The organism is Pseudomonas migulae NBRC 103157 (assembly GCF_002091715.1).
In the GTDB taxonomy this organism is placed as follows: domain Bacteria; phylum Pseudomonadota; class Gammaproteobacteria; order Pseudomonadales; family Pseudomonadaceae; genus Aquipseudomonas; species Aquipseudomonas migulae_A.
In genome coordinates, this window is sequence record NZ_BDAG01000022.1 from 73,519 (window position 1) to 93,378 (window position 19,860).

General features: G+C 57.2%; 22 protein-coding genes and 1 pseudogene. 15 read left to right on the forward strand and 8 right to left on the reverse strand.

Annotated elements, in window-relative coordinates; translation table 11 throughout:
- Positions 1-127 precede the first annotated feature (127 nt).
- Positions 128-1,318, reverse strand: a complete 1,191-nt coding sequence (locus tag PMI01S_RS17415; protein ID WP_084321214.1) for a cation:proton antiporter — start codon at positions 1,316-1,318, stop codon at positions 128-130.
- A 298-nt stretch (positions 1,319-1,616) separates the two neighbouring features.
- Between PMI01S_RS17415 and PMI01S_RS17420 the strand changes: the two genes are divergently transcribed.
- The 7 genes and pseudogenes from PMI01S_RS17420 (at position 1,617) to PMI01S_RS31710 (ending at position 6,874) form a co-directional block, all read left to right on the forward strand.
- Positions 1,617-2,315, forward strand: coding sequence for a potassium channel family protein (locus PMI01S_RS17420; RefSeq protein ID WP_084321215.1), 699 nt, complete (start codon positions 1,617-1,619; stop codon positions 2,313-2,315).
- A gap of 257 nt (positions 2,316-2,572) precedes the next feature.
- Complete coding sequence (locus PMI01S_RS17425; protein ID WP_084321216.1) at positions 2,573-3,553, forward strand: AraC family transcriptional regulator; 981 nt, start codon at positions 2,573-2,575, stop codon at positions 3,551-3,553.
- 109 nt (positions 3,554-3,662) lie between these two features.
- Complete coding sequence (locus tag PMI01S_RS17430; protein WP_084321217.1) at positions 3,663-4,130, forward strand: GNAT family N-acetyltransferase; 468 nt, start codon at positions 3,663-3,665, stop codon at positions 4,128-4,130.
- A 278-nt stretch (positions 4,131-4,408) separates the two neighbouring features.
- Entirely contained in the window at positions 4,409-5,380 is a 972-nt protein-coding gene (locus PMI01S_RS17435; RefSeq protein WP_084321218.1) for a LysR family transcriptional regulator, read from the forward strand.
- 175 nt (positions 5,381-5,555) lie between these two features.
- Entirely contained in the window at positions 5,556-6,419 is an 864-nt protein-coding gene (locus PMI01S_RS17440) for an NmrA family NAD(P)-binding protein (RefSeq protein WP_084321251.1), read from the forward strand.
- A gap of 35 nt (positions 6,420-6,454) precedes the next feature.
- Positions 6,455-6,723 (forward strand): annotated as a pseudogene (locus PMI01S_RS17445) (integrase); the annotation flags it as partial.
- Complete coding sequence (locus PMI01S_RS31710; RefSeq protein WP_159439538.1) at positions 6,710-6,874, forward strand: hypothetical protein; 165 nt, start codon at positions 6,710-6,712, stop codon at positions 6,872-6,874. The pseudogene PMI01S_RS17445 and the gene PMI01S_RS31710, both read left to right, overlap by 14 nt.
- 104 nt (positions 6,875-6,978) lie before the next feature.
- On the opposite strand, the gene PMI01S_RS17450 is transcribed toward PMI01S_RS31710, so the two are convergent.
- Together PMI01S_RS17450 and PMI01S_RS17455 are read right to left on the reverse strand one after the other, a co-directional pair.
- Complete coding sequence (locus PMI01S_RS17450; RefSeq protein ID WP_084321219.1) at positions 6,979-9,876, reverse strand: EAL domain-containing protein; 2,898 nt, start codon at positions 9,874-9,876, stop codon at positions 6,979-6,981.
- A gap of 116 nt (positions 9,877-9,992) precedes the next feature.
- The gene (locus PMI01S_RS17455; protein WP_084321220.1) at positions 9,993-10,220 is read right to left on the reverse strand and encodes a hypothetical protein; all 228 of its coding nucleotides are present in this window, start codon (positions 10,218-10,220) and stop codon (positions 9,993-9,995) included.
- A gap of 95 nt (positions 10,221-10,315) precedes the next feature.
- Between PMI01S_RS17455 and PMI01S_RS17460 the strand changes: the two genes are divergently transcribed.
- On the forward strand, positions 10,316-11,587 hold the full coding sequence (locus tag PMI01S_RS17460) for an epoxide hydrolase family protein (protein ID WP_084321221.1): 1,272 nt from the start codon (positions 10,316-10,318) through the stop codon (positions 11,585-11,587).
- 98 nt (positions 11,588-11,685) lie between these two features.
- Positions 11,686-12,186 carry a GNAT family N-acetyltransferase gene (locus PMI01S_RS17465; protein WP_084321252.1) on the forward strand — a complete coding sequence of 167 codons (501 nt, stop codon included), beginning with the start codon at positions 11,686-11,688 and terminating at the stop codon, positions 12,184-12,186.
- Between the two features lie 130 nt (positions 12,187-12,316).
- On the opposite strand, the gene PMI01S_RS17470 is transcribed toward PMI01S_RS17465, so the two are convergent.
- Entirely contained in the window at positions 12,317-12,658 is a 342-nt protein-coding gene (locus PMI01S_RS17470; protein ID WP_084321222.1) for a hypothetical protein, read from the reverse strand.
- Positions 12,659-12,859: 201 nt separating this feature from the next.
- Here PMI01S_RS17470 and PMI01S_RS17475 point away from each other — a divergent pair, with 201 nt between their 5' ends.
- From PMI01S_RS17475 to PMI01S_RS17490, 4 genes are all read left to right on the forward strand, one after another.
- A complete protein-coding gene (locus PMI01S_RS17475; protein WP_084321253.1) occupies positions 12,860-13,096 on the forward strand; it encodes a hypothetical protein in 237 nt (78 codons plus the stop codon).
- A 69-nt stretch (positions 13,097-13,165) separates the two neighbouring features.
- On the forward strand, positions 13,166-13,384 hold the full coding sequence (locus PMI01S_RS17480) for a DUF4287 domain-containing protein (RefSeq protein WP_084321223.1): 219 nt from the start codon (positions 13,166-13,168) through the stop codon (positions 13,382-13,384).
- A gap of 172 nt (positions 13,385-13,556) precedes the next feature.
- On the forward strand, positions 13,557-14,186 hold the full coding sequence (locus tag PMI01S_RS17485; protein WP_084321224.1) for a LysE family translocator: 630 nt from the start codon (positions 13,557-13,559) through the stop codon (positions 14,184-14,186).
- A gap of 109 nt (positions 14,187-14,295) precedes the next feature.
- Positions 14,296-14,832, forward strand: a complete 537-nt coding sequence (locus tag PMI01S_RS17490; protein WP_084321225.1) for a P-loop NTPase family protein — start codon at positions 14,296-14,298, stop codon at positions 14,830-14,832.
- 177 nt (positions 14,833-15,009) lie between these two features.
- Here the strand turns inward: PMI01S_RS17490 and PMI01S_RS17495 are convergent, their stop codons facing one another.
- The 4 genes from PMI01S_RS17495 to PMI01S_RS17510 form a co-directional block, all read right to left on the reverse strand.
- A complete protein-coding gene (locus PMI01S_RS17495) occupies positions 15,010-15,927 on the reverse strand; it encodes an AraC family transcriptional regulator (protein ID WP_084321226.1) in 918 nt (305 codons plus the stop codon).
- A gap of 81 nt (positions 15,928-16,008) precedes the next feature.
- Positions 16,009-16,266 (reverse strand): Atu4866 domain-containing protein, encoded by a 258-nt coding sequence (locus PMI01S_RS17500; RefSeq protein ID WP_084321227.1) that lies wholly within the window; start codon positions 16,264-16,266, stop codon positions 16,009-16,011.
- Positions 16,267-16,291: 25 nt separating this feature from the next.
- On the reverse strand, positions 16,292-16,504 hold the full coding sequence (locus tag PMI01S_RS17505) for a hypothetical protein (RefSeq protein ID WP_084321228.1): 213 nt from the start codon (positions 16,502-16,504) through the stop codon (positions 16,292-16,294).
- A gap of 179 nt (positions 16,505-16,683) precedes the next feature.
- Positions 16,684-17,448, reverse strand: coding sequence for an SDR family NAD(P)-dependent oxidoreductase (locus PMI01S_RS17510; RefSeq protein ID WP_084321229.1), 765 nt, complete (start codon positions 17,446-17,448; stop codon positions 16,684-16,686).
- Positions 17,449-17,745: 297 nt separating this feature from the next.
- Here PMI01S_RS17510 and PMI01S_RS17515 point away from each other — a divergent pair, with 297 nt between their 5' ends.
- Entirely contained in the window at positions 17,746-18,690 is a 945-nt protein-coding gene (locus PMI01S_RS17515; protein WP_084321254.1) for a helix-turn-helix domain-containing protein, read from the forward strand.
- Between the two features lie 295 nt (positions 18,691-18,985).
- Entirely contained in the window at positions 18,986-19,720 is a 735-nt protein-coding gene (locus PMI01S_RS17520) for an SDR family oxidoreductase (protein WP_084321230.1), read from the forward strand.
- Positions 19,721-19,860 lie beyond the last annotated feature (140 nt).

A 19,860-nucleotide genomic window follows, 5' to 3' on the forward strand; every position in this document is an offset into this window, starting at 1 on the left:
CTGATCCCTGACTCGGAGCCGGGCTTTCTGTCCCCAGTGGAGATGACGGCTGATGAGTTGTTCATTTGTAGTCATCATCACGTCACAACGTTCCACGCGAAAAAAACGGTGGGGGTTCTGACAAATATCAATGATCACGCCTGGCCAGCCGTGCAACCCATGGATTGGCACTCAGACCATGTAATAGCACACTGAGTAAAACGGTACAGACAGCAGTAGCCACCAAGGTACGGCTTGCTTGTAGAGGGTAGGCCAATATCATGACGGCGAAGACAATGCTGGCCAGACCTCGCGGGCCGAACCAACCGATGAAGAGGCGCGTTTCGAAATCGAAGCGGGTTCCCACCAGGCTGATCAGCACAGGCAGCATGCGAATCACGGTCAGGCTGAGCACCGAGTAAAGCCAGATGTTCAGGGTGAGACTGCTCCAGGCCCAAGGGATCACCAGTGCCCCAAATACGACCCAGGTAATGACCGATAACAGACTGCCGAACTCTTCGCAGGCCTCGAGCATCTGGTGCTTTTGCTCGGTAAACAGAAAACTTGCAAGCAACCCACCGACGAACGCGGCGATAAAGCCGCTACCGCCCAGTGTTTGCGCTGTGGCAAAGCACAGAATGGCAAGCCCGGGCAGGGTCAACTGTGACCACACTGGCGTTTGCCACTGGTGTTTTACGGAGTAGCGCTGCAACCGCCAGGCGATGAGCGTAAGGGTAAGGCCGATGAGTGCACCGATGCCCAGTTCCTCGATCACTAACTCTAATGCCAGTGAGATAGGGGACTGTGTCTGTTGTTCGACCAGCAATGCCAAAAACACAAGCAACACTGGAACGCAGATTCCATCATTCAACCCGCTCTCAACGTTTAACCCTTCACGCACGGACGCGGGAACCTGAGGGTTGCTCACAACAGCCTTACCGAGCGCAGCATCGGTGGGAGCCAGGAGGGTTGCCAGTATTGCCAATTCCAACGGTGGGACCTGTGGGAACAGCCAGACGCCGATTAGCCAACCACCCGCTATGGTCAGCGGTAGCCCCATCATCAACAAGCGCAGTGGAAGCCCTTCATTGGCCCGAAGGACTTTCAGATCAGCATTGGCAGCATCGCTGAACAGAACAATCGCCAGCGTCAGCTCAGCCAAGAACTTGAGGCCCTCCCTGTCAATCCGGAGTTGCAGAACGCCCAGAAATGCCGGGCCGAGAAGCAGACCGACAAGCATGAACATAAGCGGGCCATTAAGCAGGCGTGACTCGAAGCGCCCCGCAAATATGCTGTAGGTAAGGAGGAAGGCGGCAAGCAGCGCTAAGTTCTGATACATCGACGACCTGCCTGTTAAGGTTGGCCAGATGAAACACGCAACCTTGAGGTAAATAACTTCAGGGTAGTTCCATTTGCATTTTCGTGGTGAACACCGGCGCAAATCGCAATCGCATTGAAGGCCCGACTTGAATCAATCCGTCTGAACTTCCGCTGCTGGCCGGGTACTGCGTGTCGCGAAGGGCCTGAAAAGCCCCATTCGCGACTACAGTTTCACTGCCGACTCTTCAAAAGCCAGGTCAGATTTCAATCCGGCAGCGTCAGGTCTCGAGCGTTGTTTCGGTCTATAGGAAACAGGTATGACGAATCCGCAAGATAAAGCCGGGTCCGAAGAGGATCTAGGTCAGATGGTAATAGGGCGAGGGCCCTGCACCTATCTATTGCTGCTCTTACTAGGATTGATCCTCCTGTTTCCCTTTCTTGAGGAAGGTATATTTGCTCGCACGTTTCTTGGCATTCTGTTTTCAATCGTGCTACTCGTGGGCGCTTTCGCCACCAGGCAGACTCGGTTGGGGTTCATCCTCAAACTGGGCCTGGCGTTGCTTGGAGTTGGCCTTCAATGGGCGGCGTTGTGGGCTGAAAGTACCGCGATTCTTGTCCTTGCCGGGATATGTTATGCGGCGTCTCTTACAGTCTCGTTCATCGGAGTGCTTCGCTATATTCTCAAGCGTGGGCCAATTACAGCCGACAAGCTGCATGGCGCACTTGCGGGTTACATCATGCTCGCCTTCGTTTGGTCCTTCGTCTATGCGCTGGTCGAGATATCCAGCGCTAGCTCATTCGGTCCTGGCAACCTCGATTTCGCACAGCCCGGCACTTTCTTCAAACTGATCTATTTTAGCTTCACGACGCTGACGACCACCGGTTATGGCGATGTGCTCCCGTTGACCAACCACGCCCGCTCACTTGTGATGGTCGAAGAATTTTCAGGCGTCTTTTACGTTGGTGTTGTGATAGCGCGGCTTGCCGGTCTTTATCCGTCGAATCAGACTAAGTGACTCTCGATTTGCCTGTGCCACCTTCGGGCATCAGTGATCGAGTCGTCCTTCATTTAGTGAATGCCTGCGATCGACAGCTTTTGGCAGATTGCTGTCCATCGCGACAGACAGCAACCGACCCAATGCAGCCGTTCACGGAGGGCAGCAATTTGCCAAAAGCGGATATTCAAACCTTTGTAGAATAGAACGCGCTGCGGTAGTCGCAGGAACTCAACGGCTCAATAGCCACATGAACGGTGATTTTTAGAATACCTAACATGACCACCAAACCTTTTGCGCAAGCATCCCGCGCTGAGTACACGCGACGGATAAACCGTGTGCTCAACTACATCGATGCTCACCTTGATCAACCTTTAGATGGCGCGCATTTGGCCGACATCGCCAATTTCTCTCGCTTCCATTTTCATCGAATTTTCGCCGCATGGATGGGAGAAACGCTTGGCAGCTATGCACAGCGTCGACGGCTCGAGAAGGCGGCGTTCCGACTGTCCTGTGGTAGCAATGAAACAGTGCTTGAAACCGCGCTGGCCACCGGTTTCCATTCGGGCGAAGCGTTTGCGCGAGCCTTCAAACTCAAGTTCGGCTGCACGCCATCGGCCTGGCGCTCCACGACTCTTCAGCGGCTAAAAACTCAGGCGGCCGCGATCGGACAGCAATCAGGCAACCAAGAGAGCAATCCTGATCAGGTCTTCGGCAATATCCATCAGGAAGACGGGAGTGCGTTCAGTGAATCTGACGGCTCCTATCGACTAGCGGAAGAAATTGCCATGGATGTACGCATTATTGATTTACCAAAAGCACGTGTCGCGTATCAACGCTTGATAGGTCCATATGGGCCAGCCATCGGCGAATTTTGGCGCGGTACCCTTGCGCCCTGGATGCACTCAAATGGCCTCAGCCATCAAACGTGTTACGGGATAGGTTATGACGATCCCTCTCTCACGCCAGCCAACAAGTGCCGCTATGACGCTTGCGTCGAAGTACCCGCGCATTTTGTTGCTAGCGGCCAAGCAGATATTCAAACTCTGCCGGGCGGCCGTTATGCCGTGGCGAGTTTCAAAGGGAACGTTGAGGATTTAGGTAACGCCTGGATGTGGCTGACGCGTGAATGGATGCCGTCTAGCGGACAGCAATGCGACGACCGGCCGTGCTTCGAGATGTTTTCTGCGCACACGGTACGTGACCCCCACACCGGTCAGTTTAACTGCGACATCTGCATTCCAGTGCGGGCGCTGTAACGCAACTCCCATGCTCCGCCTCGTTTAGGGCGTGAGCGAACTGCCTTCACCAGCCACTTCCTTATGCCATGCGGTGTCATGGCTAAGATCGAGCAAAGGAAAAGTGCTCATGCTCCGAGGTATGCATTCGTTGGTCCCAGCTCAACCAAGCGACTTGGATAATCTTGTAGCCATTCGAATTGAGGCCATGCGCGAAAGTCTGGAGCGTGTAGGGCGATTTGATCCAGTGCGCGCGCGCGAGCGGTTTCTTAGCGGTTTTGAAGCCCACAACACACACTACATTGAGGTATCTGGAGAGAGGGTTGGTTTTGTAGTGGTCAAGCGTCACCACAATGAACTCTTGCTCGACCACTTGTATGTGAGACCGAGCGCACAAGGATCAGGGATAGGCTCTGCTGTTCTCACACATATTTTTAAAGAAGCGGATGCGGCTGCGCTCCCTATCAAAGTGGGTGCTCTCAAAGAAAGCGCTTCGAATCGCTTTTATACTCGCCATGGCTTCCAATTCATCGGAAGCAGTGAATACGACAATTATTATGTTCGTCAGAGCGTTCCGCCGGTTGGCCCAGCTTGCTAGCTGGACAAAAAAGGGGCAGACCACATTTAAGACAATGCTGGTCTGCCCCCGACTTTCCGATGAGATGGGTTAAAGCCCGGAATTTGGCCTGGCAACCCATTCAGGGTGGACACGGCAAGAAGGCCCGATGCGCCCCAAAGTACTTTTCGACGCGTGTGGTCGAGTGAAATAGCAACTCTCCTGAAGGTACAAAACGTTTGAAGAGGGTAGAGAAAGCTCTGTGTTGACAGAATGCCCACGCAGTCAGATATTCGATGACTTTTGAGCACCAATAAATCATGAGCTTCGACGGTCGCATGCTCGCTAACATCAGTGTTCTGGCTGCCATTGTGCATAGCGGCAGCTTTGCGCGGGCTGCCGAGGCTTTGGGCATGTCGCCCTCAGGGGTCAGCCGTGCGGTGACACGCCTGGAATCGAGTATTGGCATTCGCTTGTTTGACAGGACGACGCGCTCAGTCACCCTGACGGATGAAGGTCGGCAGCTCTACGCGCAAATCAGCCCCCTGCTGGCCGGCATTGGTGATGCCGTCACGCTCGCGACCGGCGCATCCACGGCTGTGCAAGGACGTTTGCGGGTCAATGTTGATGCATTCTTTGCAGGACGAATGCTCGCGCCTCACATCGACAAATTTTTGCAGCGCCATCCTGGCCTTGAACTTGAACTCACCGTCCGCGATCAGCTCGGCGACCTGGTCGCCGAAGGTTTCGATATCGCGGTGCGATTCGGTCAGCCACCTTCATCATCGTTGGTGGCCCGCAGGCTGCTCGACACGCGAACGGTCACCGTTGCCTCGCCTGACTACCTCAAGCGACGTGGCCGCCCAAATACACCAGGAGATCTGGCAGGACACTCATGTATCCAGATGAAAAGCGCCATGACGGGCCTGCCATTGGAGTGGGAGTATGGGTCTGGGGGCGAGAAGATCACCCTGCGTACAAGCGGCCGCTTGCTGGTGAATGAGTCCAGCACACTTATCGCGGCATGCGTTGGCGGCGCGGGCGTGGCGCGGGTCAAGGCCAGTGGGGTCAAGGACCTGCTTGCCGACAACCGCCTGGTTGAGATACTTCAAGATTGGCAGGGAGAGAGCTTTAACCTGTACGCGCTCTACCCCTCTCGCCACCTGCCTCCTGCAAAGGTCAGCGCATTCATCGATTTCGTGACAGAGGTACTGGATCTATCCGAACCTGCGGCGCACAGCTATCGAGCTCGTTCTAAAGCCCGAGCCAAGGCGGTTACAGACGTCGGTTGAGAATACGGAGGCCAGCCCGCCAATTCATGACTTTAGATCATCACTCAGTTGACTCGATGGCTATTCTGTCATCGTGCAGGCTTCGATAATCTGCCCCCGTCAGATCGCTACTGCACATAGATGTACGTAGATGCAGTGGCGCATCCCCTTCGGACTCATTGATGGCAGATCAATCATGTACGCAATCACTGGAATCACCGGCAAGGTCGGCGGCGCACTTGCCCGTGCTCTGCTGGAAGACAAGCAACTCGTTCGCGCCGTGGTGCGCGACGTTAACAAAGCTGAATCCTGGGAAGCGGTCGGCTGCGAGATCGCCCTTGCAGAAATGGACGACGCCGCCGCACTGACGCGGGCATTTGAAGGCGCCCAAGGCGTGTTCATCTTGCCACCGTCGGATTTTGATCCCGAACCGCACTTCCCCAAGGCCAAAGCGGTGATTGCTGCAGTGAGTGAGGCAATCGTAACGGCGCAGCCACAGCGAGTCGTCTGTCTTTCGACTATCGGTGCTCAAGCCGTGAACACCAACCTGCTTACCCAACGCACGCTCATGGAACAAGCCCTGAGCAAGCTTGATGTTCCCGTGACGTTCCTGCGCCCTGGTTGGTTCATGGAGAATGCCTTGTGGGACGTGGCCTCGGCACGGGATGAGGGGGCGATCCACAGCTTCCTGCAACCACTCGATAAAACAGTGCCCATGATCGCAACTGCGGACGTCGGCCGGACGGCCGCTGCACTCATCCAGCAATCCTGGCAGGGCCAACGCATTGTCGAACTGGAGGGGCAACACGTGAGTCCTGAAGACATTGCCGCTACATTCAGCGTAATACTGGGCCGTTCTGTTCAAGCTCGGGCAGTGCCGAGAGAGACTTGGGACAACCTCTTTCGCTCACAAGGGATGCAGCATCCGCTGGCTCGAATCCGCATGCTCGATGGTTTCAATGAGGGGTGGATCTCGTTTGAGGGCGGCAATATCGAACGAATTCAGGGCACTATTTCGCTAGTTGCCGTGTTGACCCAGTTGGCGAACCTTGGCTATTAAGGCAAGGACGGCCTCTGGATTGATTCGCCCACCTTATGCGCGACGTCGCCCACGGCGAGCACGTCTCATCACGAGCCATGGTGATGCAGCAGAAAACGCAGAGGCCAGTGCAGTTCGAGATGACTGAACAAACACAGCCGGCTGTCGCAGTCTGGATACATCAGGGCAAGCTACACAGCGAGGACTGCCTTTCCCTAGCCGGCTGCATACCTCAGACCATCTATCCACTCGGCAATACGCTCGTACAGTCAAAGGCTGGGTGAAAGCCGTTGACCTTGATCCAGCCATGTATGGCACTCATACATGTACTGGAAAACATCGCCTTGCGCGCCGAGCTTGGTTGCGACACGGTGGTGCTGAAGGACTTTTCTCAGCTGCAGGCCATCCCGTTGCGCGACGGCTGTGACTTGATGGACGTGCTTGGCCGACGTTTGCGGGCGAAGGCGAAGGCGTAAATTGAAACCGGCGCCGAAGGCCAATGCCGGTCAGTCATAGATGAGGTACAAGCCGTACTCGCGTTTGAAGGTCAGGCGACCGCGACAAGGGCACGATACACACCCTACCCCCCCATCAGCGAACTCGCCAACAACGCCTCCAACCCCATCGGCTTGGCAAAGTAATACCCCTGGGCCTGCCCTGCGCCCATTTCACGCAGCAAGTCCAGCGTCGCTTTATCCTCGACACCTTCGGCCACCACACTCAGGTCCAACGATTCGGCCATCCGCACAATCGCCCGAACGATCGCGCGACTGCGAGGGCTGGCGGTCAGTTCGAGGATGAACGACTTGTCGATCTTCAAGCCACTGAAACGGTATTGATGCACATAGCTCAGGGATGAAAACCCTGCACCGAAGTCATCGAGCACCACAGACATGCCGTTGTCGGCCAATTGCTGCATGGTCAGTCGGGCAATCGCCGGCTCGGCGACCAGCGCACCTTCGGTCAACTCCAGGCAGATCCGCGACGGCTCGACCCGGTACCGCGCCAACAGTGCAAGCACATCACTGGCGAAGTCCGGACGCGTCATGCTGTAGCTGGAGCAATTGACGTGCACCGGAGGCCAATTGGCGTGCTCGGGCTGTGCGAGGATCAGTGCAATGCTGTTGAGCATGTAGAGGTCCAGTCGACCGATCAGGCGCAGGCCCTCGACATCCGGCAAAAACTCGCCCGGCGCGATCACCCTGCCGCCCGGCTGTTGCCAGCGGATCAGCGCTTCAAGGGCCAACAGTTCGCCGCTTTCGACGCTGACAATCGGCTGGAAATACGGCAGCAACTCGTCGGTACGCTTGAGCGCGTTGCGCAAGGCCCCTTCCCGCTCGACCTGGTCCGAAACTTCACGGCGCACTTCCTGATTGAACACCGCGTAGCTGTCGCGCCCGGCACTCTTGACCCGGTACATCGCCGCATCGGCATCGCGCAGCAAGTCGGCTGGCTCCTGATGGAACTGACTGTCGGCGGTGACAATGCCGATACTGCAGGACGAAAAAACTTCATAGCCATTGATCAAAAACGGCAGGTCAAACGCCACCAGAATCCGTTCGGCGATGTCGATCACCACGTCCAGCGGCGCCTCGGGCGCGAGCACGGAAAACTCATCGCCCCCCAGGCGCGCCAGCATGTCGGCGTCGCGCAGACAACCGCGCAATCGATGGGCGGCCTGCATCAACAGCAGGTCGCCAAAATGGTGGCCGAGGCTATCGTTGACCAGTTTGAAACGGTCGAGGTCAATGAACATCACCGCCAGGTGCCCGCCTTCGCTACCGAACTGCGACCAGGCCTGATTGAGGCGCTGTTGCAGGTAAGTACGGTTCGGCAGCCCGGTCAGCGCATCGTGGGAGTTCTCGTGTTGCAACTTGGCATTGGCGTGATCGAGCTCGCGGGTGCGGCTCTGCACCCGGGCTTCCAGCTTGAGGTTGGCGACATGGATCGCTTCGGCGGCCGTGCGTCGCGATAACGCGGTGTCGATGTGCCGCGACACGAACGTCAGCAGTTCCTGGTCACGCAGGGTATAGCGCACCTGCGAGGTATAGCTTTGCACCGCCAGCACGCCACGCACCACATCGCCATCGAACAAGGGGATGCCCAGCCAGGAATAGGCTTGGGAATACGCATCGGCCACTTCGATTTCACCGTGCGCAGTCAATCGCTCAGCTTCGTCGGCGTCAATCAGGCAAGCTCGACGCTGACGGATCACGTACTCGGTCAGGCCGCGGCTCCCACGCCGTGCCACCGGGCAGGTCGTCTGCCGTTCATCAACGTAATACGGAAAGGTCACTTCACTGGTCGCATCATCGAACAGCGCAATGTAGAAGTTCCGCGCGAACAGCAGATCACCGACGATACCGTGCAAGGTTTGAAACAACTCGGCCATGTCACCCGGCTGGCTGGACAGTTCGGCGATCTGGAACAGCGCGCTCTGCAGATGTTCGGCGCGCTCTCGATCTGCCACTTCCTGGCGCAAGGCGTCGTTGAGTGCCGAAAGTTCCAGGGTGCGACGCATCACCGTCGCTTCCAGATCCTCTCGGTGCAGGATCCGGTCCAGCGCCATCGCCACGTGGCGGGCCACCACCAGAAACAGCGCGCGGTCCTCCGCGCTGTAGGTACGAGAAACGTCGTAGACCTGCATCGCGAGCATGCCAAACACGTCATCCGAGGCATTTTTCAACGGCGCGCCCATCCAGAACTCGGGACGATCACCCACGCAGTAAAAACGCTCCTCGGCCTGAGCCGCGAGAATGCCGGCGGCGTCGATCAGCAACGGCTGGCCAGTGGTCAATACCTGGCCGGTCAGCGACAGGTGCGAAGGGTCAAGGTATTCGTAGTGCGAGGACTCCACGGCATCAACGTCGATGATGTCGACGTAATACGGGTAGTCAATCTTGCCGCTGTGCGGGTCATACAACGCGAGATAGAAGTTCTCGGCGTCGATCAGGCTGGCCAGCAGCTGGTGAACCCCCACCAGAAACACTGAGCGGTCGCGGGTCGAGCTGGCCAGGTAGGTGATTTCATACAGTACACGCTGAGTAATCTGCGCACGGGCAAGGGTATTGGTCTGCACCTGAATACCCAGGCGCCGGGCAAACCCGGCGAGCGCCGGTTCCGCAGCAGCGTCGACCGGCGCGAGCAACCAGCCCAGCACACTTTCGCCGCTGCCCGTCGGCCAGCGGTGCAAGCGCCAGTTCTGGCAAAAGGTGTCGAACTCTTCGTTTGCAACACTGGCCGGCCACTGCGCCCGTGGGTCGCCTTGTCCGACCAGATGCATTTGCTCACCGGCACGGTAAACCACCCATGCGGTGGTGTGTGCCCAGGTACGCGCCGAGTCCAGCAATTGCTCGATTGTTTCCGTGTTGCTAGCGTCAGCCATGCCGAGAGTGTCCGAATTCCCTTTAAGCTGAGAGGCGATAACTTCGCAATCGTTCGGTTGCCGCACAGCGTCGGTTAATGGACGAACACTCATCAGCGCTCCCTGAGCCAGTCACTGGCGATACTCACTGAGTGGTTGCTAGCAATGTGCCAGTGAGCTTCCCGTTTATAGAGTTTTTATTCAATAGGTTTTTTGCTTTGGTCTACACGTTAGTCGACAACCTGTATCTGCGTCAGCCCTACCCGCTCGGCCTGCTCTAGAATCTGCGCGGGCGTGGCATCCGCATTGGGCATGATCAGGCTGTTTTCTCCATCCACGAAATGCAGTTGCAGCAAGTGCATCGCCGCCTCGTGTACGGGCAGCTGAGGCTGCTTGAACTCGAACAGGTGAGTACGGGGCTCGCCGTTGAACAGGTATTCCACAGTGACATGGCGCATGGCGGGGTCCTCAGGGGTGAGCGTAGTGGACGCGGCAGAACTGCTAACCTTCAATTGCAATGATGCCCAGCATGCCCTCATCCGAGGAAGTGAAAATGAAACTCGCCTTCGTTGCTGCCGCAGTCGCCGTCATGCTCACCTCATCGCTTCCCGCCCATGCGGTTGCCACCGAAGATGCAGAAGCCATCCGGCCCTTCGAAATCCACGTTCCTGAGCGCGATCTTGTGGACCTGCGTAACCGAATTGCGGCGACCCGCTGGCCGGATAAAGAGACCGTTTCCGATCGGTCCCAGGGCGCTCAACTGGAACAACTGAAGGCGCTGGCTCACTACTGGGGCACGGGTTACGACTGGCGCAAAGTGGAGGCCCGGCTCAACGCCTTGCCGCAGTACGTAACGAATATCGATGGGGTCGACATCCATTTCATCTGGGTGCGCTCTCCCCGTCCGAACGCATTGCCGATGATCATGACCCACGGTTGGCCAGGCTCCATTCTCGAATTTTTCGATGTCATCGGCCCGCTCTCCGACCCCGTCGCTCACGGGGGTAACGCGGCGGATGCATTTGATGTGGTGATTCCGTCGATCCCTGGCTATGGCTTCTCCGGTAAGCCGACGGGTATTGGTTGGGACCCGGATCATATTGCACGGGTCTGGGCACAGTTGATGAAACGCCTCGAGTACACGCGCTACGTCGCTCAGGGTGGCGACTGGGGTGGTCCGATCACCAGCGCGATGGCGCGCCAGGCACCGGCCGGATTGCTCGGTATCCACCTCAACCTGCCGGCCACATTACCGCCGGAAGCGACGGCGGCACTCGCGGCCGGTGGGCCGGCACCGGAGAACTTCTCCGCGCAGGAACGCGCAACCTTCGACGCCGTTGCCACACTGATCAAACAGGGAAACCTGGCGTACAGCGCAATGATGGCCGCCCGACCACAGATGATGGGTTACGGCGTGGCGGATTCACCGGCCTTTCTCGCTGCGCTGCTGCTCGTTCACCCGGGATTTTCAAAATGGATGTACGGCGCCGACGCTCAACAGCTGCCGACAAAGGATCAGGTGCTGGATAACTTCACGCTGTACTGGCTAACGAACAGTGCCGCTTCGGCAGGACGGCTGTATTGGGAAAACATGGGACGCAGCCCTCTTTCCTCAGCCGCACAGAAGACCACCGACATTTCCCTGCCAGTAGCGGTCACGGTGTTTCCGGATGACGTTTATTACCCACCGCAATCCTGGGCACGACGGGCCTACAGCCATCTGATCTACTTTCATCAAGCCGATAAAGGCGGCCACTTTGCAGCCTGGGAACAGCCGCAACTGTTCACTGAAGAACTCCGCACGGCGTTCAAGTCTTTGCGTTAGCGGTGGCTGTTATTTGTGAGAGGATGCTGGCGGCCAGGAGCGGACCGGTGTCCCCCTGAACAATGATCCAGGTTGTTTACCAAGGAGGGAGCGTACTTATGAAATCCGTCAGGATTCGGACTCTGGAAAGCACTGATGCTGAGGCGTTGCTGACATTTGAATGGAATAATCGCGAGTGGTTCGAGCGCCACATTGACGCGCGCGATGCGGCTTTTTACTCGGTGCAGGGCGTCACCGAGCACATCACGGCTTATTTATCCGACTACGCCGCCGGAATCTGGCACCCCTGTGTCATCGTCGACTCTGGCGGAACAATAGTGGGTCGAGCGAACCTGAAAGACATCGACACGTCCCGGCGCTCGGCAGAAGTCGGCTATCGGATTGCACAAAGTGCTTGCGGACAAGGACTGGCCACACAGGCGGTGAAGCATCTGGTCCAGGAGGCGAAGTTGCGCTGGAACCTTAACCAACTGGTTGCCAACGTTTACGCTGCCAATATCGGCTCAGCCAAGGTCCTCAAGCGCTGTGGCTTCTTGATCGAACATACATCCGGGCAAGAAGGAACAGACCAGAAGTATCGGTTTGGCCTGTCGATTTAGACGAGTGGAAAGCCAGCTGTTGTTATTCCCAGACAAAAAAAAGCCCCGCAACCAAATGGGGTGCGAGGCAGAAAATTGGTTGGTTGCGGCCAACCAAAGGAGCTCTGTAGAAAACGTTTACGGGCCGGGGTCAGATGCAATCCTGTGCGGCGCGTTCAAAACTCGAAGGCAACAGGTTCGAGGCCAGCAAGTGCCGCTCGTAGATGAACACCTTGCCGCCGTTGCCGGCCTTGTAGGCTTCCAGCACGTTGTCCGCCGAAACTTTGCTCGGCACCACGATCCGGTAGCTGCGCTGGGTCTGCGAGACGGTCGGGTTCAATGCATCGCCCTGCAATTTCGGTACGACGCATTCAGCGTATTGGGCCGGGGTCTTGCTGGTCTGCAACGTCAGCGTCGGGTCGTTCGGCGCGGAGGCACAACCGGCGAGCATCAAAGCGCCAATCGCCATGGCAGGCACATGTAAAAGACGCATTGGTCTCATCCTGAAAGGTTTGTTCATCAAATCACGCAAATTTTCGTGAGTGGTGTGTCGTTGGAGGTGATTTTCCGGTTATTGCCATCAAAGTAGAACTTGCGTTTCTTGATGGTCACTATTACCTCTAGCAATAGTTGCGCGCCGCGCAGACCGATACACACTCAATCACCACTGGAAAAGATGGATGAGGATCTCTACTTGAGAACTTTTGACTTGATCCGCGACGCTGTTCTGCCCGATTTTCGTGACCGGGTGGCCGAGTACCTGGTTCAGTACGAAACCGTACTGTTGGGCGAAAACCCGCCCGATCCGCAGCTCGCGCAGGCGACCGCCAATCAGTTGCGCGGTTATTTGCGCGGGCTGAACACCACGCGAGTGTTGGGCATGGCGGATTGGGAGGAGCTGGATCGGCGGGTGGTGAATACGTGGCTTTAGCGGCCGACCGATGACAGGCTAAAGTCTTGAGGTCGGCACAAACCACACAGACAAAAAGGAGCTTGCGTCATGACCGACGAACCAAAAGTAAAAGGGCCAGCGTCGTACTTCCCCTCTATTGAAAAAAAGTATGGGCACCCGATCATCCACTGGCTGAACCTGCTCAAAACAGTCAGCGGCAAAAAGCACATGGAAATGGTTGCCTTGCTCAAGACTGAACACGGCATGGGTCATGGTCATGCCAACGCTTTGGTTGCGTACTTTCTAGCGAGCGCTAAAAACGACTGACGAGCCTGAGGTAGCACAGCGCGCTCGACGCGTCCGCTGGTCGAGGCCGCTTGCGGCTCAAGCCAACCGGGCGCCGCACACCTGACTGTTGCTATCAAATCCATCCCCACTGTATCTGCTTCACCCGACGACTAACGGTTAGCCTTGATTCTCATCCAGGGAAGCTTGCGCTATGCCAGACGCCACCAACCTTTACCTGTTCACTGTTGCGGCCCTGCTGTTGCTGATCGTGCCTGGTCCGAACATGGCCTTCGTCATCAGTCATGCCGTTGCCCACGGCTGGCGTGCCGGTTTCGCCGCCGCATTGGGCATTACCCTGGCCGACGTGCTGATGACGGCCATGGTCAGTGCAGGGCTCGGTGCGGTGGTGATGAGTTGGGCGCCGGCATTTGATCTGCTGCGGTGGGCCGGGGCTTGCTATCTGATGTGGCTGGCCTGGCAGGCATTGAGCACTCCGCCAGCGGATGCTGATGCTGAACCTGCATTGGCATCGCAGCGCGAAATCTTCATCCGGGCCACACTCAACAGCCTGTTGAATCCCAAGGCGCTGTTGTTCTTCATGGTATTCCTGCCGCAATTCGTCACCCTGGGAACCAGCAGTGTCACGCTGCAACTGATGGTATTAGGTGTGTTGCTTGCGCTGCTCGCGTTGATCTTTCATTCCCTGCTCAGCGTCTGTGCCGGGCGGCTGCACGGGCGCGGGCGTGGAGGCATGATCTCCAGGCGCTTGGGCGCTTATGGCTTCGCTATCGTCATGACGGCGCTGGCGGCACGTTTGCTGGTGCTGAACCGGACAGGCTAAAGCGGTCGCATTGATATCGCTCAGTCACTGTCGCTCGTGGAGGTCGCCTTTCACTGCCCCAGCAAAACCTGCACAATTGCCGGCTTTTTTCGCGACAGGAAGTCCCTCCATGCAACGGATTGTCATTCTGGGCAATGCCGGTAGCGGCAAATCTACCCTCGCCCGCGCCCTCGGCAAACGCCTGAGCCTGCCCGTGGTTCACCTGGACACGCTGTTCTGGGAGCCCGGCTGGATCGAACCCGACGCTGAGCAGTTTCGCGCGCGGGTCCGCGAAGCGATCACACCGGATGCCTGGATTTGTGAAGGCAACTATGCGCGGCGAACCTTCGACCTTCGCCTGCCCCGAACCGACCTGATCATCTGGCTCGATACATCGCGGCTCACCTGTTTGATCCGGGTGATCATGCGCAGCGTCATGAACCGCCCTCGCCCTGACCTTGCAGCAGGCTGTACAGAGAAGCTCGACCGGGCGTTCCTGACCTTTTTGAACTTCGTATGGAATTTCGATCGTGGCTACCGTTCGGGAATCGAAGCGGTGCGCCTGGCCATCGGCCCGCAGATTCCTGTGGTGCACTTGCGCGGTGCCCGGCAGATTGACGCCTTTATCGATAGCTTGCCCACAACGCCTGAGATCTGTCTTGAATAGAGGGAGGGACTTTCGCCATCCCGGCAATCGATCCGCTCAGTCCCGGCAGGGATCATGAGAGAAAACCCCCTTGTCGCCAATGTCGGCTATTCGGTGAATTAGGTTGCAGGGCAATAGCTACCCTGCCCTCAGAATACGAGTTGAACCGCATCAGCCGTAGGCAACCAAGTAGGGTCTTCACGCAGGACGGCGAGCTCGGCTGGTATCTCTGGATGGCGGACACCCGAACTGGCGACTGTACTCTCGGCTGAATTGCGATGGGCTCTCGTAGCCCACTCGATAACATGCACTCGCCACATCCAGCCCTTCACCGAGCATCAGTCGGCGGGCCTCCTGCAAACGGAGTTGTTTCTGATACTGCAGCGGACTCATCGCGGTCACCGCCTTGAATCGGTGATGCAATGTAGAACTACCCAAATTGGCGACCCGGGCAAGCTCTTCGATGCGTAAAGGTTGGGTGTAGTGGTTATTCAACCAATCGATTGCCCGCGTCACCCGTCGCGTTTGCGAATCACCGAGGGCAAGCTCATACAGACGGCGCCCGTGCACGCCGCGCAGAAGACGATAATACAGCTCCCGCAGAGCGAGCGGAGCCAGCATGCCGATGTCCCGCGGCGTCTCCAGCAGCCGCACCAGCCGAAGCATTGTTTCCAGCAAGGGGACATCGACTTTTTCAAGGAAAAGGCCAAGTTCCGGCTCATCCGGAACCCCCGCAGGAGGAGCATCGGCGATAACCTGAGCGATTTCCGTGGCCTCGAAATCAAAACGGATACACAGATAGGGCGCTTCCGGGCTGGCCATCAGCACGCGACCGGAGACTGGAAGAGTCACCGATACCACCAGGTAACTGAGCGGGTCGTACAAGTAACGCTCGTCACCCAAGCCGATTTCTTTTTGCCCTTGCACAATCAGGCAAAGTGCCGGCTTGTGGACGGTATGGATAAGCTCCGAGGGACTGTCAAAACGAATGACATGCAGGGGTGCCACGGCGGTCTCATAGAGGCCGGGCGTCGTAAACCGTTGCGTCAGTAACCGGACCAGTTCGTCACGGTATATGGCTGTGTTTTGAAGGATGAAAGCATCGCTTTGTTCCATTTCAAAGCTCTCACAAATGTTCAAGAGCGCCTGCCTGGAGCTTTCCAGGCAGACGGTATACACCTGACATAATCGAACCGCTCATTGCCGATAGAGAATCATGCCCGCGTGATACAGCACATCGTCATGAAAGTGGCCATCGGCGGTGAAGCCGCTATCGTCCCAGTACTGGATGTAGTTGCCCTCCATTTCGTAGCGGCCTTGGTAGGCACTCTTATTTTTACCACGGGCCTCGTCGTAACGCCCAGTCTCCAGAAGCTCGTGACGAATGAACCCATCAGCGGTGACCCACATGCCTATGTAACGATGATCGTGAATGGCTTCTTTGGCCTTTTTCATAAGGTGCTCTCCTCAAACTTTATCCTTAGCCGATACGACCCAGGGCAGTACGGTCCGAGCCGTCGTCGGCAACGCGAAAACCAGGCGTGCGATCACTGCCGCCTTCACTCAACCGCATGCCGGGTGTCCGCTCGGCACCGACTGCGGCCAGGTACAGGCTTGTGGGGGAAAGGTTGACAGCGCATGCAACGAGCGCGCTGATAACCAGCGAAACGGAAAGTCGATTTGAGTTTTTCATTGTTCAGATCCTCATCTACGTTGCTCGGTTGAATGGCCTGCCGTGGCCTGTCTCTGCATCCGTTGCGTGTTTTCAGATTACGTAGCTGAAGCGCAACGGCGTTAGGTCGAAACTGCCGCAGATTTGCCTGATCCTCTTGGGCTCGATGTGGATGCCTTGCGGTTCATTCCTGCGGATGCTCATCCGGCAGTGACGGTCATGCCGCCGTCTGCCATGACAACCGAGCCGACCAGGAAGCTGGCACGATCCGAGGCGATGAACGCCACCACTTCGGCAATTTCCTCCGGCTGTGCTGCACGGCCGATAGGCGCGGCTTCGCCATGTTTGGCCAGAAATGCAGGGCCATCGTCGACCACATCGTTGAGGATGTTGGTCACCACATCCCCCACGCCGACGGCATTGACACGAATGCCGTGGGCAATGACCTCGAGCGCCAGCGTGCGCGTCAGTTGGGCCAGCGCGCCTTTAGAGGCGGTGTAGGCGGAAATGGTGGGAAAAGCGAAGTAGGATGCGTAGGACGCGATGTTGACGATCGAGCCGGACTTGTTAGGGATCATCGCTTTGACAGCCTCCCGGCTATGCAGGAATGCCGCTGTGGTGTTGACCGCTTGAATTCGCTCCCAATCTTCGCGGGTCATATCAATGACCAGCTTGTTGATGATGATGCCAGCGTTATTGACCAGGATATCCAGCCGACCGAAGTGCTCGACGGCCAATGCGACCGCGCGCTCGGCGGCGCCATCCTGAGTGATGTCGGCTACCAGTGGCACCAGACCCGGGCGAGCCAGTTCCTCCACCGCAGGGTTCACATCTTCGGCAATGACGTTGGCGCCACGTGCGTGCAGCAAGAGCGCGATCGCCTTCCCGATGCCACTGGCCGCGCCAGTGACCAGTGCGACTTTGCCTGCTACTTCGTTTGGCGTGTTGTGGTTGATATCGGTCATGATGTTCTCCAGCGTTGTGATCCAGTAAGGGATGTACCGATCCTGCGCGCGCAAGGCGCTGTCATCGGCGACGGAGCTACTGTCTCGCAACAAGGGGAAGCCGGCTTTCGTGGGTTTGCCGAAGCTGTCGGGGTTTTGCGCTGAATGTGAAGTTGGAAAGGCTCGACCCTCCATTCAATGAGCGGGAAAAGCCCGATATCATCAATACAGTTTCATCGCACGGGGTACGGGTAAGCGCTTGGAGAATGGTTGAAGCCTGTCTGGCTGTGCATAACCGAGTACGAAAAGGACATGTTCATGGCGAGTACCAAGCTAACGTCTCTGGAACAGGATCCGACACCCTCCCCTGGCTTACGCATCACCGGGGAGTCGATGCGTGAATACCTGCCAGGCGAGCCGCAGGCTTTACCAGCGCATCCGGAAATCAAGGACATTGTGATTCAGCTGTTTACCCATCGCAGCATCATTGAACCCATTCTGGTACCTGCGGTGGTGGAACCGCTGCTGGTCCTGATTCTGGAAGGGACAGCGAAGGTGGAGGAGCGCGTACGGGGTGGCGAGTGGGAAGCGGCAGATGTCAGCGCCGGTGATTTTTTCCTCACCAGTTCCGATGAGCCGTATGAAATGCGCTGGCAGACTCACGGGGGCGATACCTTCGAAGTCATGCATCTGTATCTGGGTTTACCGCTGATAGAGCAAGCTTCGAGGGAGCTGCTGGGTGAACATGCTGGGCTTGTACGTTTGCGCGATGTATCAGGTGCACGGGACGCGCGAGTCGCGTTCGTCATGGAGCAGTTGCGCACTGAGTTGGTCGAAGAGCGCTCACCCAGCCCACTTTTTGCCCGCTCTCTGGCACAGGCGCTGGCAGTACATCTTATGCGCAGTTACATCGCCGACATCCAGCCTGAGCGTCGGGTTAACGCGTTACAAGCGCACAAACTGCGTAAAGTCACTGATGCGATGACTGCGCATCTGGGCGCTGAATTCAGCCTGGCAAACCTTGCAAGGCTTGCCGAGCTGAGTGAGTACCACTTCAGCCGCATGTTCAAGCGTGCGACAGGACTGTCGCCTTCTCAGTATTTCATCCGTTTGCGCATGATCCGTGCGCGGCTTCTGTTGCTTGAGACCAGACGTAGCATCATCGATGTTGGGTTGGAGGTCGGCTACTCAAGCCCCAGTCATTTCTCCCAGGTGTTTCGTCGTGAGGTGGGCGTAACGCCCAGCGAGTTTCGTGGGGCTTGAGCGTCGTTCCTTCATACATTTTCAGGCTTGAACCGGTCGCTGCGACGCGAAACCGGACCTGGCCAGCATAGAGCAGCGCTTCTGGATCAGTCATCAGGCTCTGGTAACTTCGAGCGACAATCTGGCGCGACTCTGCCGTCGCTAAGTACACAGACACGAATAGGCAAAAGTTGCGCAGGTTTTGGCACGCGTCGACCCGACAAGTGCCCTTAACCTTTCCGACGTACCCATTAGCAACGCCCGCGCCTTCAGCGGTCGGAGCTGAACTTCAATGCATAAAGCAGGAGCTCCGGATATGTCGAACATCCAAAACAAAATCGTACTGATTACTGGTGCAAGCAGTGGTATTGGCGAAGCAGCGGCCAGGCTGATCGCAGCCAAAGGTGCCCGAGTGGTGCTCGGTGCCCGCCGTACCGAGCGTCTGGAAAAGCTTGTGAACGAGATACGTGCCGAAGGTGGCTCGGCAAGTGCCTGCGCACTCGACGTTACGGATCTGAATTCCATGCATGCTTTCGTGGACTTCGCCAAGGCGCAATATGGCAAGGTGGATGTGATCATCAACAACGCAGGCGTGATGCCACTTTCGCCCTTGGCCTCATTGAAGGTCAACGAGTGGAACCAGATGCTCGATGTCAACGTCCGCGGGGTGCTGCATGGTATTGCCGCAGTCTTGCCGAGCATGGAGGCTCAAGGATCCGGCCAGGTCATCAATATTTCGTCGATCGGCGGCCTTGCAGTATCTCCGACAGCCGCGGTGTACTGCGCGACCAAATTCGCAGTCAGGGCTATCTCGGATGGTCTGCGGCAGGAAACAGACAAGATTCGGGTCACCGTAGTGTGCCCGGGAGTCGTCGAGTCCGAACTGGCCGATACGATTTCCGATGAGGTGGCGCGAGAGGAAATGAAAGCGTTCCGCCGTGTGGCGCTCGGCGCAGATGCCATTGCGAGAGCACTCGCCTATGCGATCGAACAGCCCGACGATGTTGATGTCAGCGAAATAGTGGTTCGTCCTACTGCTAGCCCGCACTGAGCAATCTTGGGAGGAAGCAGTCGCATGAGCGGCTGCTTTAGGCGATAGCAGCCCTTCACGAAGGGCAGCAATCGGCCCGTTACAGCAGCTCATTACAGCGACTGAAAGCAAGTAACGGAACTGGCGACGGGAATTATCTT

Bases quoted from the DNA above. Each gene is read 5' to 3' on its own strand.
- PMI01S_RS17415 (WP_084321214.1), bottom strand. From the start codon at position 1,318: ATGTATCAGAACTTAGCGCTGCTTGCCGCCTTCCTCCTTACCTACAGC.
- PMI01S_RS17420 (WP_084321215.1), top strand. From the start codon at position 1,617: ATGACGAATCCGCAAGATAAAGCCGGGTCCGAAGAGGATCTAGGTCAG.
- PMI01S_RS17425 (WP_084321216.1), top strand. From the start codon at position 2,573: ATGACCACCAAACCTTTTGCGCAAGCATCCCGCGCTGAGTACACGCGA.
- PMI01S_RS17430 (WP_084321217.1), top strand. From the start codon at position 3,663: ATGCTCCGAGGTATGCATTCGTTGGTCCCAGCTCAACCAAGCGACTTG.
- PMI01S_RS17435 (WP_084321218.1), top strand. From the start codon at position 4,409: ATGAGCTTCGACGGTCGCATGCTCGCTAACATCAGTGTTCTGGCTGCC.
- PMI01S_RS17440 (WP_084321251.1), top strand. From the start codon at position 5,556: ATGTACGCAATCACTGGAATCACCGGCAAGGTCGGCGGCGCACTTGCC.
- PMI01S_RS31710 (WP_159439538.1), top strand. From the start codon at position 6,710: ATGGCACTCATACATGTACTGGAAAACATCGCCTTGCGCGCCGAGCTT.
- PMI01S_RS17450 (WP_084321219.1), bottom strand. From the start codon at position 9,876: ATGAGTGTTCGTCCATTAACCGACGCTGTGCGGCAACCGAACGATTGC.
- PMI01S_RS17455 (WP_084321220.1), bottom strand. From the start codon at position 10,220: ATGCGCCATGTCACTGTGGAATACCTGTTCAACGGCGAGCCCCGTACT.
- PMI01S_RS17460 (WP_084321221.1), top strand. From the start codon at position 10,316: ATGAAACTCGCCTTCGTTGCTGCCGCAGTCGCCGTCATGCTCACCTCA.
- PMI01S_RS17465 (WP_084321252.1), top strand. From the start codon at position 11,686: ATGAAATCCGTCAGGATTCGGACTCTGGAAAGCACTGATGCTGAGGCG.
- PMI01S_RS17470 (WP_084321222.1), bottom strand. From the start codon at position 12,658: ATGCGTCTTTTACATGTGCCTGCCATGGCGATTGGCGCTTTGATGCTC.
- PMI01S_RS17480 (WP_084321223.1), top strand. From the start codon at position 13,166: ATGACCGACGAACCAAAAGTAAAAGGGCCAGCGTCGTACTTCCCCTCT.
- PMI01S_RS17485 (WP_084321224.1), top strand. From the start codon at position 13,557: ATGCCAGACGCCACCAACCTTTACCTGTTCACTGTTGCGGCCCTGCTG.
- PMI01S_RS17490 (WP_084321225.1), top strand. From the start codon at position 14,296: ATGCAACGGATTGTCATTCTGGGCAATGCCGGTAGCGGCAAATCTACC.
- PMI01S_RS17495 (WP_084321226.1), bottom strand. From the start codon at position 15,927: ATGGAACAAAGCGATGCTTTCATCCTTCAAAACACAGCCATATACCGT.
- PMI01S_RS17500 (WP_084321227.1), bottom strand. From the start codon at position 16,266: ATGAAAAAGGCCAAAGAAGCCATTCACGATCATCGTTACATAGGCATG.
- PMI01S_RS17505 (WP_084321228.1), bottom strand. From the start codon at position 16,504: ATGAAAAACTCAAATCGACTTTCCGTTTCGCTGGTTATCAGCGCGCTC.
- PMI01S_RS17510 (WP_084321229.1), bottom strand. From the start codon at position 17,448: ATGACCGATATCAACCACAACACGCCAAACGAAGTAGCAGGCAAAGTC.
- PMI01S_RS17515 (WP_084321254.1), top strand. From the start codon at position 17,746: ATGGCGAGTACCAAGCTAACGTCTCTGGAACAGGATCCGACACCCTCC.
- PMI01S_RS17520 (WP_084321230.1), top strand. From the start codon at position 18,986: ATGTCGAACATCCAAAACAAAATCGTACTGATTACTGGTGCAAGCAGT.